This is a genomic window from Acidimicrobiales bacterium (assembly GCA_036399815.1).
GTDB lineage: Bacteria > Actinomycetota > Acidimicrobiia > Acidimicrobiales > DASWMK01 > DASWMK01.
The window spans coordinates 1-13,023 of the sequence record DASWMK010000174.1 but is presented as its reverse complement, the minus strand read 5'-3'; the positions used below and the strand labels follow the sequence as shown (position 1 = coordinate 13,023).

Below are 13,023 nucleotides of genomic sequence, written 5' to 3'. Positions count from 1 at the left end.
ATGGCGGCGGACGGGGTTCGGGCAGTGGTGTGCGACGGCGATCGGGCGGCGCGGTCGACGATCACCGCGTTCGTGGAGGACCGGGGTGGGTCGGTGCTGGCCGAGGCGGACCGGAGCTTCGACGCCATCGACCTCATCGACCGGTTCGAGGCCAACCTCGTGGTGGTCGACATGGCCCTCACGTTCGGGTCGGGCATCGACGTGGTGCGCCACGTGCGGGAGCGGGGCGCGCCGTGCCAGATCGTGGTGTTCACCTGGTACGCGTCGACGGTGCGCGACCTCGAGGGGCAGGGCATCCGGGTGGTCGACAAGCCCGACCTCGACGGGCTCGGCCGGGCCATCGACGGCGCCCTGTCGGACCTCGGCTTCGGCCCGTCCGCGGCCGAGCGGCGCCGGCCGACGAGGACGATCGGCACGCCCAGCCTGCGGGCGGCGACGGGCGTGGACGACCCGAGCGAGTTCTACGGCGCGCTGGCGGCCGCCGAGGCGGGCGACGCGCTCGTCGGCATCTACGTCGACGGCACGCCGGCGGCCGTGCTGGCCGAGGACGTCCGCCGGGTCGTGCGCCAGCAGGACCGGATCATCCTCCGCCGCGACGTCCTCGTCGTCCTCCTCGTGGGCGGGCGGGCCGAGGGGGCCCGCGCCGTCCTCGGTCGCCTCGCCGCCACGTGGCCGGGCCCGGCCGCCACCGCCGCGGTGCACGTCCTCGACGGCACGTGCGACGCCATGACCGCCATGGCGGCCGTCACCGGGTAGCCGCCCGGTAGCGTCCCGCCGTGGCCTGGGCCCGCAGCGGCGACGTCGACCTCTGGTACGAGCGGGGCGGCGAGGGGCCGCCGCTGCTCTACATGAGCGGCACCGGCGGCGACCTGCGCCGGCGGCCGAACGTGTTCGACGGCCCCCTGCCCGAGCGGTTCGAGGTCGTCGCCCACGACCACCGGGGCCAGGGCCGCAGCGGCGGGCCCGAGCGGCCGTACACGATGGAGGACTACGCCGAGGACGCCGTCGCCGTGCTCGACGCGGTCGGCTGGCCGCGGGCCCACGTGGTCGGCGCCTCCTTCGGCGGGATGGTCGGCCAGGAGCTCGCCATCCGCCATCCCGAGCGGGTCGACCGGCTGGTGCTCTGCTGCACGTCGAGCGGCGGCGCGGGCGGGGCGTCGTTCCCGCTGCACGAGGTCGAGGGGCTGCCCGACGACGAGCGGCTGCGGATGATGCTCGGCGTCGGCGACACCCGGTTGGGCCGGGCGTGGCAGGAGGCGCACCCCGAGGAGACCGCCCGCCTGGTCGAGCTGGCCGGGGCCCGCGGCCGCTACAACCCCCGCCAGCTCGACGCCCGCCGCCGGCACGACACGTGGGACCGGCTGGACCGGATCGCCGCCCCGACCCTGGTCGCCGCCGGCCGCTACGACGGGATCGCCCCGGTCGCCAACGCCGAGGCGCTCGCCGGGCGCATCCCCGGTGCCCGGCTCCGCGTCTTCGAGGGCGGCCACCTCTTCCTCATGGAGGACCCGGCGGCCCTCCCGGCGATCACCGAGTTCCTGCTCGGCTCCCCAGCCGACCCCCCGTCGTGAGCACGCCGTCGCGGAGGTCGATCACCGGCTCGGCCAGCAGGCCGACGGCCGCGCAGTACCGGCGCCAGGCGTCGGCCACCTGGGGGATCACCGACCGGCCCCGCACGGGGGCGTGGGGCAGGCCGGGCTCGACGACGAGCTGCACCGGGATGCCGAGCTCCCGCAGCCGCTCGGCGTAGACCTCGGCGTCCTCCCGCAGCTCGTCGTACTCGGTGCTCATCACGTAGGCCGGCGGCAGGCCGTGGAACGACCCGTGGACGAGCGGCGAGGCGTACGGGTGCTCGACCAGCTCGCGGGTCGGGCAGTACGAGCGGGTGTAGTGGCGCATCTCCTCGCCGAAGTCGACCTCGGGGTTGCCGTCGAACCAGCGGGCGAAGTCGAGCACCGGCCCGATGAGGCCCTGGCCCTTCGGGCGGGGGCCGCCCCGATCTCGGCAGAGCATGCAGAGGGCGACGGCGAGGTTGGCGCCCGAGCTGTCGCCGCAGAGGACGGGCTCGGCGGTGTCCACGTCGCCGCCGACGAGGCCCGGGTCCTCGGCCAGCGCGCCGAGGATGGCGTAGCAGTCCTCCAGCGCGGCGGGGAACGGGTGCTCGGGGGCGTGGGGGAACTCGGCGGACACGGCCACCAGCCCGGTCCGGTCGGCCAGCTCGGCGACGATCGGCTCGTGGCTGTCGAGGGAGCCGACCACGAACCCGCCGCCGTGGAAGTAGACGACGAAGCCGCGCCCGCGTGGTCGCTCGGGCCGGTAGGACCGGAACAGGAGCCGACGGCCGTCCCTCGTGATCTCGTGGTGCTCGACGCGGATGCCGTCGGGCAGGTCGTACGGGAAGGCGTCGCCGAGGCGTTCGAAGAGCCGCCGCTGCTCGGCGACGTCGAGGTGGATGAAGTCCTCCGGCATCACCTCGTGGTACCGGGCGTAGAACTCGTCGGTCCCCTCTGCGTACTGCATCGCTCCTCCTCGGTTGCTCGCGTTCAGGACCAGGCCTCGACCGACCCGCCCCGCACCCCGGCAGCGACGCCGCGGCGCAGCAGTGGCGGCAGGCAGGCGACGGTGCCGAGGGCGCCGACCCACATGGCGCCGGACAGGCCGATCCAGGAGATGAGGCCGGACGCGGCCAGGCTGGCCAGCGGGACCACGCCCCACAGCAGGAAGCGCTCCACGGAGTTGACCCGGCCGAGCAAGGTCGGCGGGGTGACCGTCTGGCGGATCGTCGTCCAGGTGGGGCCGAACATGCCCTCGCCGATCCCGTGGACGACGCTGGCGGCGACCAGCCCGACGACGAAGCCGGCGCTCCCCGAGATCGGCATCAGCACGAAACCGGTGGCGGACGTCGCCGCGCCGAGCACGATCGTGCGCAGCGGCCCGATGCGGTCGGCGACGCGGGCCGAGAGCAGGTTCCCGGTCGGGTAGCCGAGCGCCGACGCCCCGACGACCAGGCCGATGGCCGCCTCGCTCAGGCCCAGCACCTCGAGGCAGTAGAGGACGATGATCGTCATCACGATCCCCTGGAACAGCACGTAGACCGCGCCGCACATGAGGATCGGCTCGAGGATCGGGTGGCCGAAGACGAAGCCGACGCCCTCCCGGATCTCCCGGCGCAGCCACCCCCGGTCCGGCTCGGCCGCCTCGGGCCGGGGCTCGCGGTGGCGGATGCCGAAAAGGGTGCCGGCCGACACGGCGAACGAGCCCGAGTTGGCGAACACGGCTCCCACCGGCCCGGCCGCCGCGATCAGGGGGCCGGCCATCGCCGGGCCGAGCGACCGGGAGACGGACTCGGACAGCTGGAGGCGGGCGTTGGCCCGGTGCAGGGCTCGGGGCTCGCGCAGGAACGACGGCAGGTACGAGGTGTAGGCGACCTGGAAGAACACGGTGGCGCACCCGCTGACGGCGACGAGCAGCATGAGCAGCCCGAACGGGAGCGCCTCGGCCGCGGCCAGGGCGGCGATGAGCAGGTAGCACCCGGCCTGGACGGCCTCGCTCAGGATCATCACCGGCCGGCGGGGCATCCGGTCGAGGATGGCCCCGGCCGGCAGGCCGAGGAGCAGGAACGGCAGCTTCATGGCGAAGGGCAGGAGCGCGGCCTGCGCGGCCGACACGCCGAGCGTGGCCACGGCCATCAGCGGGAGGGCGACAAGGATGAACTGGTCGCCGAGCAGGCTCACGGACTGGCCCGTCCAGAGGAGCCGGAAGTCCCGCCCCGCCGTCGGCGCGTTGGCCGCGGCCGGGGCCGGCGCCGTGGCCTCGCCCGCTGCGGGCGCGTGCGCCGCGCCCTCGGCCGCCCCGTCGGCCGGCGTGGTGGGCGGCAGCGACGACGCCGCCGGCCCACCGTCCGGGGTCGTGACCGAGCGCGGCGACGCCGCCGGCCGACCGTCGGGCGTCATGGCCGCCAGCGACGACGCCGCCGGCCCGACGTCGGGCGTCATGGCCGGCAGCGAGGACGCCGCCGGCCCACCGTCCGGGGTCGTGACCGCGAGCGACGACGCCGCCGGCGCTCCGTCCGGCGTGGTGCCGTCCGGCGCGTGCGGCCGCAGCGCCGCCGCGCCAGGGCGCTCGTCGGGTGTGGTCGGGGTCGGCGACGATGCGGCCGGCGCCGACGGTCCGGGGCGCTGGTCGGGCGCGCCGGCGGCGGCCTCGCCGGCGCGCGCCGCGCCGGCCCGGTCCGATCCGCCCGCTGGCTGCGCCACCGTGGCGACGGGGAGGTCGTCGCTCAAGGGGTGCTCCAATCCGCCGATGTTGCGATCAGGTTACGGTCCCTCGGAGCGTACCAACCGGGGCACGCTCCGCGATCACGGGGTCAGTACCCGGCCGGCCGCCGGCCCGCACCCACTTGCCGCAACCGGACCACTCGGACGAACGCCGGAAGCCGGACGGGCCACGCGAGCCGCCGGAGCGGCTCGCGTGGCGTCCTGCGTCGGGTCCGGCTACTAGCGGTGCAGGTCGAAGCGGTCCAGGTTCATGACCTTGACCCACGAGGCCACGAAGTCGCTGACGAACTTCTCCTGCGCGTCGTCGCACGCGTAGAACTCTGCGATCGCCCGGAGCTCGGAGTGCGAGCCGAAGACGAGGTCGACGGCCGACGCCGTCCACCTGACCTCGCCCGTGGCCCGGTCCCGGCCCTCGTACACGTTCTCGGCCGAGGCCGACACCTTCCACTCCGTGCCCATGTCGAGGAGGTTCACGAAGAAGTCGTTGGTGAGCGCCTCGCGGCGGTCGGTGAAGACGCCGAGGTCGGACTGCCCGTGGTTGGCGCCGAGCGCCCGCATGCCGCCGACGAGCACGGTCATCTCGGTCGGGGTCAGGGTGAGGTAGGTCGCCCGCTCCAGCAGGAGCGTCTCCGGGGACAGCTTCTCGCCGGGCCGCAGGTAGTTGCGGAACCCGTCGGCGAGCGGCTCGAGCACCTCGAACGACTCGACGTCGGTCTGCTCCTCGGTGGCGTCGGTGCGCCCCGGGGCGAACGGCACGGTGACCTCGAACCCGGCGTTCCTCGCCGCCTGCTCGACGGCCGCGCACCCGCCGAGCACGATGAGGTCGGCGAGCGAGACCCGCTTGCCGCCCGACTGGGCGCCGTTCCAGTCCTGCCGGACGCCCTCGATGACCTCGAGCACCCGGGCCAGCTCGGCCGGCTCGTTGGACTCCCAGTCCTTCTGCGGCGCGAGGCGGATGCGGGCGCCGTTCGCGCCACCCCGCTTGTCGGTGCCGCGGAAGCTGGCGGCCGACGCCCACGCGGTGGCGGCGAGCTGGGAGATCGACAGCCCCGAGGCGAGGAGCCTGGCCTTCAGGTCGGCGACGTCCTCCTCGCCGATCAGCTCGTGGTCGACCTCCGGCACCGGGTCCTGCCAGAGCTGGGCCTCGGGCACCCACGGGCCGAGGTAGCGCGTGACCGGGCCCATGTCGCGGTGGAGCAGCTTGTACCAGGCCTTGGCGAACGCCTCGGCGAGCTCCTCGGGGTGCTCGTGGAAGCGCTTGCAGATCGGCCCGTAGATCGGGTCGAGCTTCAGGGCGAGGTCCGACGTCAGCATCATCGGGGCGTGCCGGCGCGACGGGTCGTGCGCGTCGGGCACCGTGCCCTGGGCCTCGGCGTTCTTCGGCGTCCACTGCTTCGCGCCCGCAGGGCTCGTGGTGAGCTCCCAGTCGTAGCGCAGCAGGTTGTCGAGGTAGCCGTTGTCCCACTTCGTCGGCTCGTTGGTCCAGGCGCCCTCGAGGCCGCTGGTGAGCGTGTCCGGGCCCTTGCCGGTGCCGTAGCTGTTCGGCCAGCCGAGGCCCTGCGCCTCGATCGGGCAGCCCTCGGGCTCGGGGCCGATGTACTCGGGGCTGACGGCGCCGTGGCACTTGCCGAAGGTGTGGCCGCCGATGATCAGCGCGGCCGTCTCCTCGTCGTTCATCGCCATGCGGGCGAACGTCTCGCGGATGTCACGCGCCGAGGCCAGCGGGTCGGGGTTGCCGTTCGGGCCCTCGGGGTTGACGTAGATCAGGCCCATCTGCACGGCGCCGAACGGGCTGGCGAGCTCGCGGTCGCCGCTGTAGCGCTCGTCGCCGAGCCAGGTGTCCTCGGGGCCCCAGAAGATCTCCTCGGCCTCCCAGAGGTCCTCCCGCCCGAAGCCGAAGCCGAAGGTCCGGAAGCCCATCGACTCGAGCGCGCAGTTGCCGGCGAAGACGAGGAGGTCGGCCCACGAGACCTTGCGGCCGTACTTCTTCTTGATCGGCCACAGCAGCCGGCGGGCCTTGTCGAGGCTGGCGTTGTCCGGCCAGCTGTTCAGGGGAGCGAAGCGCTGCGCGCCGCCGCCGGCACCGCCGCGGCCGTCGTGGATGCGGTAGGTGCCGGCCGCGTGCCAGCTCATCCGGATGAACAGCGGGCCGTAGTGGCCGTAGTCGGCCGGCCACCAGTCCTGGGAGGTGGTCATCACCTCGAAGATGTCCCGCTTCAGCGCCTCGACGTCGAGGGTCGCGAACTCCGCGGCGTAGTCGAAGTCGTCGCCCAGCGGGTTGCGCCGGGGCTCGTGCTGGCGCAGCATCGAGAGGTCGAGCTGGTTGGGCCACCAGTCCCGGTTGGTCCTCGGCCTCGTCGACTTGACGGTCGGCGCCGGGATCGCCGGGTTCTCGCTCTCGCTGACGCTGTCGGTCGCTTCCTTCTCGCGCTCGCTCTCGCTGACGCTGTCGGTCACTTGGTTCGTTCTCCTGTCTCGTCGTTCACTGCTGAACCAGCGCACTCGGCGCAGCGGCCCCAGTAGACGACCTCGGCCTCGTCGATCTCGTAGCCGGAGTCGTCGGCGGGCGTCAGGCACGGGGTGTCGCCCACCGCGCAGTCGACGTCCGCCATGCGGCCGCACGTGCGGCACACGAGGTGGTGGTGGTTGTCGCCGACCCTCGTCTCGTAGCGGGCCGGCGACCCGGCGGGCTGGATGCGCCGCAGGAGGCCCTTGTCGGTCAGGGCCGCCAACGCGTTGTACACCGCCTGACGGGAGATGGCCCCGATCTCGGCCCGCACGCCGAGGTGGATGGCGTCCGCCGTGCTGTGCGGCTCCTCGGACACCGCCCGGAGGACCGCCAGACGCTGGGCCGTCACCTGCATGCCGTGCCGGCGGAGGAGCGCATCGCCCTCGCCGGACCTCGCCCTGGACACGGCCGTGCATCGTAGTCCAATTCTGGAGTCGGTCCAGAGCGTCCGCCCGACCGGCACACCGGCGCGCCCCGGCGGGGCCGCTCGAGGACGGCCCCGCCGGGATGGGACCCGCGAGGCGGGCCCGGCCGGTCAGTACGTGCCGAAGGTGAGCGCGTAGTCCGTCCACTTGCCCACGCGCAGCGCCGAGTACCACGCGTACCACCCGGCGCCGTTGTTCCAGTGGACGTCGGCGTCCTCGAGCGGGCTCGTGTCGGTGTAGTAGCCGCTGTGCCCGTAGTCCGGGTACAGGTACATGACCTTGTGGGCGGCGGTCATGCCCACCCCCGACTGCTGCACGTGCGGGTCGCTGTCCGAGCCGACGAGCGTCCAGTCCGTGCCGCCGTAGCCCTGGGGGTTCTCCGGCAGGGACTGGAGGAAGGCGGAGTTCGGCCGGAGCTCCTCGCACTGGGTGTACCAGCACCCGTACGCCGAGTCGCTCCCCTGGTGGGGCGTCCCCAACGTGACGACGTCCTCGACCAGCAGGTACTGCGGCCAACCGGGGGCGCCGGTGTTGGCCAGCGCCGCTCGGGCGATCAGGCCACCCATCGAGTGCCCGACGATGTCGACGGGGATGCCGCGCACCGTGTAGTGGTCCCAGATCCAGTCGGCGAGCAGGTAGCCGAGCGTCCAGATCGAGGTGTTCTGGTCGGTGCTCCCCATGCTGTCGGTGCAGTTCGTGTCCTGGGCGTAGTACTTCATCGTGTGCATCGGCGCGTTGTGGCCCCAGTCCCGCAGCGCGGTCATCAACTGGTTCCAGTTGGCGCAGTTGCTGCTGGCGTCGAAGTCCCAGCCCGGGTCCAGGCCGTGGACGAAGATGATCGGCCGCGTCCGGGAGTCGACCCGCGCCGACGCCGGGGACGCGGGCACGAGGACCGCCGCCAGCACCACCGCCGCCGCCAGGGCCGCCGCTCGGATCAGGTGTCGCATACGGGCTCCTTCCACGAGTCAGAGACCGCCCGCCGGCCTCCACCGTGCCCCGTATGACGATTCCGTTAACGTTCGATGACGAACATGACGATGACCAGCGGCGGAGCGGACCGCCCTCCGCTCCGCCGGCGAGGCGACTAGGCCCGGTCGGGCTGCCAGTAGTCGCAGGTGTTCCAGAGCGTGGAACCGTTGTTGGTCAGGCAGATGCGGTACTCGATGTAGCGGCCCTCGCCGATGTTCGTGTTGTAGCTGCCGCACGAGTTGCCGGAGCCGTTCGTGTCGTAGACGCCGTCGTAGCGCCCCGTCGACGGGACGTGGAACTGGAGGTAGGCGCCGTACCCGTCGGGATACATGTCGCAGACGAGGAAGCTGTCCCCGTAGGCGTGGAACTCGCCGTAGGCCCGGTACACGCCCCCGTAGTGCATGTAGTAGTTGCTGTCAGCCGCCGCTGGCGCCGCCGTCAGCCCCACGATCGCCGCCACTGCGGCGGCGAAGAACGCCACCTTCCGCATGCTGCCCCCTTGCGTCAGGGCCGGCGGGCCGGGACGGTGACCCAGCGCGCGCCGGCCGCTCCCGGAAGTGCCGGAACCTACGGAGTCCACCGACCCCCGTCAAGGACCTCCGGCGCGGGCTCGGCCGCCGAGCCGTCGACGGCGAATCCGTTTCGGCGGGTCGCCCCACGTGCGTCCGCGCTGTACCATTGCGGCCGCTCCGAGCAGGAGGTCCGACATGACCGACCGCCCGACCGGCTCCGCCAAGGAGTTCAAGGTCCGGATCGACGTCCCGCTCCCCGACGAGCTGCACGCGCGCATCGAGCGCGCCGTGCAGCGAGCCGTCCTGATCGAGCTGGCCGGGGCCGACGTGGCCAACGGCTACTCCGTCGCCTTCCGGGCGCCGAAGGAGCGCGAGGCCGCGGATGCGCCGGGCGGCCTGGGCGACTCCGGCCGGTTCGACCCTTCGACCTTCCCCGGGAACGGTTCCACCGCCGGCATCTGGATCCGGGAAGAGCGCGCGTTGTGACCACCCCGACGTGCCCGAGCGGGCGGTGCCGGGACGGCGCCGTCCTGCTCGGGGTGGTCGGGCCCGAGGGTGCGGTCGGGTTCGTGAGCCCGCCGATGGTCGTGGACGACGAGTTCGTCCGCCGCGCCCGCGCCGCCGATCGGCCCCCGGAGGCGAGGTTCCGGTTCGCCGAGCCGTGCGTGGAGGACGCGTGCGGCCACTGGACGGGTGACCGCTGCGGCGTGGTCGACGGCGTGCTCGGGTCACGAGTCGGCGCCGCGACCGCGGAGGCCCGCGTCGGCCTGCTGCCGCGCTGCGGCATCCGGCGGTCCTGCCGCTGGTTCGCGCAGCGGGGCGCGGAGGCATGCGCGGTGTGCCCGCTCGTCGTGCACACGCGCCGGGTACCCGCCGGATCTCGCGACACAGAGGGGGAGCACCGTGGACGATCGACAGCGACGCCAGGCCCGCCCGGAGACACGGCTCGACGGTGAGGAGCTCGGGCAGGCGAGGGGCCTGGGCGAGGGGCCGAAGACCGGCCTCGCCGCCCTCGCCCGTTTCGTGCTGACCCGTGTGTACGGCGACGACGCCGCGTCCACCACCGTGAAGTACGCCCACGTCGTGTTCGACAACGACACCCAGGTGTTCAGCGACGGCACGACCGTCTGTGGCGCCTACCAGGACCCGCCGGGCATCTGCCGGGAGTGCACCGACCTCGAGTGGTCGCTCGCCGCTCAGGCCGCGAGGAAGGTGGGCGGCACGCCCTGACGGGCCGGAGGTCGCCACCCCGGCGCGCCGCGCCGCCTCGCGCCCGGCCCCGTCGCTAGACGGACACGTCGGTGAGGATCTCGTCGGGGATGTCGAAGTTGGCGAAGACCTCTTGGACGTCGTCGTGGTCGTCCAGGGCGTCGATGAGGCGGAGGACGCGCTTGGCGGCGTCGGCCGTCCCGAGGGGGACCGACGTGGTCGGCACCATCGTCAGCTCGGCCGAGTCGTAGCCGATGCCGGCCTCGTCGAGGGCCGAGCGCACGGCGGCGAGGTCGGTCGGCGCCGACGTCACCCGCCACGTGTCGCCCTCGTCGGCGATGTCCTCGGCGCCGGCCTCGAGGGCGGCCAGCATCAGGTCGTCCTCCCCCACCGACCGGGGGACGATCAGCACGCCCTTGCGCTCGAACTGCCACGCCACCGCCCCGGGCTCGGCCAGCGAGCCGCCGTTGCGGGTGAACAGGCTGCGGATCTCCGAGCCCGTGCGGTTCCGGTTGTCGGTGAGCGTCGTGACGTAGACGGCGACGCCGTTCGGCGCGTAGCCCTCGTAGCTGACCGACTCGTAGGTGACGCCGTCGAGCTCGCCGGTGCCCCGCTTGATCGCCCGCTCGATCGTGTCGAGGGGGACGGACGCGTCCCTCGCCTTCTGGAACATCGTGCGCAGCGACGGGTTGGTCTCGGGGTCGCCGCCGCCCTCCCTGGCCGCCACCTCGACCTGGCGGATCAGCTTGGCGAACAGCTTCCCGCGGGCCTTGTCGGCCGCGCCCTTCTTGTGCTTGATCGTCGCCCACTTCGAGTGGCCGGACACGTCACACCTCTCTCAGGAACAGCTCGTGCAGTCGAAGGTCGTCGGTGAGCTCGGGATGGAAGGCGGCCGTCAGCACCCGCCCCTGGCGGCACAGCACCGGCCGGTCCCCGACCCTGGCCAGCACGTCGACCCCGTCGCCGAGCCGCTCGATGACCGGGGCGCGGATGAACACCGCGTGGAACGGGCCGCCGTCGACGCCCTCCACGTCGAGGTCGGCCTCGAAGGAGTCGACCTGGCGGCCGAACGCGTTGCGGCGCACGGCGACGTCGATGGCGCCGAAGCTGCGCTGGTCGGGGCGGCCGTCGAGCACCTCACGGCCGAGGAGGATCATCCCGGCGCAGGTGCCGAACGCCGGCATGCCGCCGTCGAGCCGCTCGGCGATGGCGTCGAACAGGCCGGAGGACTCGAGCAGCAGGGAGTTGGTGGTCGACTCGCCGCCGGGCAGGACGAGCGCGTCGACCCCGGCCAGGTCGGCCGGGGTGCGGACCTCAGCGGCGTCGGCGCCGGACTCCCGCAGCGCCCGGGCGTGGACGGCGAACGCGCCCTGCAGGGCGAGGACGCCGACCTTCACCCCGCCCACCTGGGGGCCTCTGGCGCACCGCGCTCACCAGCCCCGCTCGGCCAGCTTGACCTCGAGGCCGCCGATCTCCAGGCCCCGCATGGCCTCGCCCAGGCCGCGGCTGACCTTGGCCAGGATGTGCGGGTCGCGGAAGTGGGTGGTCGCCTCGACGATGGCCTTGGCCATGCGGGGCGGGTCCGCGCTCTTGAAGATGCCGGAGCCGACGAACACGGCCTCGGCGCCGAGCTGCATGACGAGGGCGGCGTCGGCCGGGGTGGCGATGCCGCCGGCGCAGAACAGGGGGACGGGCAGCGAGCCGGTCGCCGCCACCTCCTGCACCAGCCCGACCGGGGCCCGCAGCTGCTTGGCCCAGTCGTACACCTCGGCCGAGTCGGCCTGGGTGAGCCGGCGGAGGTCGCCGAGGATCGACCGCAGGTGCTTGGTGGCCTCGACGATGTTGCCGGTGCCGGCCTCGCCCTTGGAGCGGATCATCGCCGCGCCTTCGGAGATGCGCCGCAGCGCCTCGCCCAGGTTGGTGGCCCCGCACACGAACGGGACCGTGAACTTCCACTTGTCGATGTGGTGGGCCTCGTCGGCCGGCGTGAGCACCTCGGACTCGTCGACGTAGTCGACGCCGAGGGCCTCGAGGATCTGGGCCTCGACGAAGTGGCCGATGCGGGCCTTGGCCATGACCGGGATGGTGACCGCGGCCTTGATGCCCTCGATCATCTCGGGGTCGCTCATGCGGGCGACGCCGCCGTCGCGGCGGATGTCCGCCGGCACCCGCTCGAGGGCCATCACGGCGGACGCGCCCGCGTCCTCGGCCACCTTGGCCTGCTCGGGGGTGACCACGTCCATGATGACGCCGCCCTTCAGCATCTCGGCCAGGCCCCGCTTGACCCGGAAGGTGCCGGTCACCGGGCCGGCGGCGGTGGTGGGCGACCCGTCCTCGGACATGGGCCCAAGTCTACGTGCGCGACCCGGCGCCACCCGGCCGTGGACGCGCGGACGATGCCGCCCTCGCCCGTTGGACCCGCTTCGCGCCCCAGCCGGCGGCGCCCAGCACGGCGGCCCCGGCCACCGTCGCCCCGACCGGGTGGGTGAGGAGCCCGTTCACCCGGGAGGCGAGCGACGCCGGGGTCGACCGCACCCGGATCTCGGCGGTCGTCTCGAACGCCCCGCCGGCCTCGACGAAGGTCCCGGCCCGGTCGTCGAAGCGCAGGCCCTGCACCTCGAGGATGAGGGCGAGGGTGTCGCCGGCCCGCTCCGGCGTCACCGTCCAGAGCCACCGCACCGAGTCGCTGCCCTGGAACGACTTCGTCGTCCAGTCGTCGGGGGCGATCGTGAAGTCGGTGCCGACCAGCCGGGCCCGCACCTGGCAGGTGAGCGGCGACGGGACGACCGTGCTCGACCCGCCGCCCGGGAGCGAGGTCGTGCCCTGGTCGCCGATGGTGGCCGCCACGACGACCTCCTCCTGGTCCCCGACCCGCATCTCCCGCGCCGGCTGGTAGGTGACGCGGGCGTCGAGCGCCCGGGCGTCGCACTCGTCGAGGGTCTCGGGCTCGCTCGTCGGCGGCGGCGGCGTGCCCGTCGTCTCCGTCGTCGGGAGCGACGAGGTGTCGGTCGACGACGGGCCGGCCACGTCGAACGCGGTGGCGGTGAGCGCGACGGTGCGGGCGTCGCCGACGACGGCGACCGACAGGCCGGCGGCGGCGTCGCCCACCTCCGCCGGCCGGA

At 73.7% G+C, this 13,023-nt stretch carries 14 protein-coding genes; 4 read left to right on the top strand and 10 right to left on the bottom strand.

Annotation, left to right across the window (positions count from 1 at the left end; genetic code table 11):
• The gene (locus tag VGB14_12470) at positions 1–756 is read left to right on the top strand and encodes a response regulator (GenBank protein ID HEX9993734.1); all 756 of its coding nucleotides are present in this window, start codon (positions 1–3) and stop codon (positions 754–756) included.
• 20 nt (positions 757–776) lie between these two features.
• Positions 777–1,571 (top strand): alpha/beta fold hydrolase, encoded by a 795-nt coding sequence (locus VGB14_12465; protein HEX9993733.1) that lies wholly within the window; start codon positions 777–779, stop codon positions 1,569–1,571.
• Here the strand turns inward: VGB14_12465 and VGB14_12460 are convergent.
• From VGB14_12460 to VGB14_12435, 6 genes are all read right to left on the bottom strand, one after another.
• Positions 1,528–2,520, bottom strand: a complete 993-nt coding sequence (locus tag VGB14_12460; GenBank protein ID HEX9993732.1) for an alpha/beta hydrolase — start codon at positions 2,518–2,520, stop codon at positions 1,528–1,530. The two genes, VGB14_12465 and VGB14_12460, sit on opposite strands and share 44 nt — an antisense overlap.
• Positions 2,521–2,543: 23 nt before the next feature.
• Positions 2,544–3,995, bottom strand: coding sequence for an MFS transporter (locus VGB14_12455; protein ID HEX9993731.1), 1,452 nt, complete (start codon positions 3,993–3,995; stop codon positions 2,544–2,546).
• A 501-nt stretch (positions 3,996–4,496) separates the two neighbouring features.
• The gene (gene katG / locus VGB14_12450; GenBank protein ID HEX9993730.1) at positions 4,497–6,734 is read right to left on the bottom strand and encodes a catalase/peroxidase HPI; all 2,238 of its coding nucleotides are present in this window, start codon (positions 6,732–6,734) and stop codon (positions 4,497–4,499) included.
• On the bottom strand, positions 6,731–7,192 hold the full coding sequence (locus VGB14_12445; protein HEX9993729.1) for a Fur family transcriptional regulator: 462 nt from the start codon (positions 7,190–7,192) through the stop codon (positions 6,731–6,733). The genes katG and VGB14_12445 overlap by 4 nt, the downstream gene beginning before the upstream one ends.
• Positions 7,193–7,321: 129 nt before the next feature.
• Positions 7,322–8,158, bottom strand: coding sequence for a hypothetical protein (locus VGB14_12440; GenBank protein ID HEX9993728.1), 837 nt, complete (start codon positions 8,156–8,158; stop codon positions 7,322–7,324).
• 137 nt (positions 8,159–8,295) lie between these two features.
• The gene (locus VGB14_12435; GenBank protein ID HEX9993727.1) at positions 8,296–8,670 is read right to left on the bottom strand and encodes a hypothetical protein; all 375 of its coding nucleotides are present in this window, start codon (positions 8,668–8,670) and stop codon (positions 8,296–8,298) included.
• 217 nt (positions 8,671–8,887) lie between these two features.
• On the opposite strand from VGB14_12435, the gene VGB14_12430 reads away from it, so the two are divergent.
• Both VGB14_12430 and VGB14_12425 read left to right on the top strand, forming a co-directional pair.
• A complete protein-coding gene (locus tag VGB14_12430) occupies positions 8,888–9,178 on the top strand; it encodes a hypothetical protein (GenBank protein HEX9993726.1) in 291 nt (96 codons plus the stop codon).
• A 417-nt stretch (positions 9,179–9,595) separates the two neighbouring features.
• On the top strand, positions 9,596–9,922 hold the full coding sequence (locus VGB14_12425) for a hypothetical protein (GenBank protein ID HEX9993725.1): 327 nt from the start codon (positions 9,596–9,598) through the stop codon (positions 9,920–9,922).
• Positions 9,923–9,977: 55 nt separating this feature from the next.
• Here the strand turns inward: VGB14_12425 and VGB14_12420 are convergent, their stop codons facing one another.
• The 4 genes from VGB14_12420 to VGB14_12405 all read right to left on the bottom strand — a co-directional run.
• Positions 9,978–10,727 carry a YebC/PmpR family DNA-binding transcriptional regulator gene (locus VGB14_12420; GenBank protein HEX9993724.1) on the bottom strand — a complete coding sequence of 250 codons (750 nt, stop codon included), beginning with the start codon at positions 10,725–10,727 and terminating at the stop codon, positions 9,978–9,980.
• A 1-nt stretch (position 10,728) separates the two neighbouring features.
• Positions 10,729–11,298, bottom strand: a complete 570-nt coding sequence (gene pdxT / locus VGB14_12415; GenBank protein HEX9993723.1) for a pyridoxal 5'-phosphate synthase glutaminase subunit PdxT — start codon at positions 11,296–11,298, stop codon at positions 10,729–10,731.
• Positions 11,299–11,331: 33 nt separating this feature from the next.
• Positions 11,332–12,243, bottom strand: a complete 912-nt coding sequence (gene pdxS, locus VGB14_12410) for a pyridoxal 5'-phosphate synthase lyase subunit PdxS (protein ID HEX9993722.1) — start codon at positions 12,241–12,243, stop codon at positions 11,332–11,334.
• 10 nt (positions 12,244–12,253) lie between these two features.
• Positions 12,254–13,023: hypothetical protein (locus VGB14_12405; protein HEX9993721.1), on the bottom strand; the 770-nt coding region annotated here is incomplete at its 5' end.

Bases quoted from the DNA above. Each gene is read 5' to 3' on its own strand.
- VGB14_12455 (HEX9993731.1), bottom strand. From the start codon at position 3,995: ATGACGCCCGACGTCGGGCCGGCGGCGTCGTCGCTGGCGGCCATGACG.
- VGB14_12460 (HEX9993732.1), bottom strand. From the start codon at position 2,520: ATGCAGTACGCAGAGGGGACCGACGAGTTCTACGCCCGGTACCACGAG.
- VGB14_12470 (HEX9993734.1), top strand. From the start codon at position 1: ATGGCGGCGGACGGGGTTCGGGCAGTGGTGTGCGACGGCGATCGGGCG.
- VGB14_12440 (HEX9993728.1), bottom strand. From the start codon at position 8,158: ATGCGACACCTGATCCGAGCGGCGGCCCTGGCGGCGGCGGTGGTGCTG.
- VGB14_12430 (HEX9993726.1), top strand. From the start codon at position 8,888: ATGACCGACCGCCCGACCGGCTCCGCCAAGGAGTTCAAGGTCCGGATC.
- VGB14_12435 (HEX9993727.1), bottom strand. From the start codon at position 8,670: ATGCGGAAGGTGGCGTTCTTCGCCGCCGCAGTGGCGGCGATCGTGGGG.
- pdxS (HEX9993722.1), bottom strand. From the start codon at position 12,243: ATGTCCGAGGACGGGTCGCCCACCACCGCCGCCGGCCCGGTGACCGGC.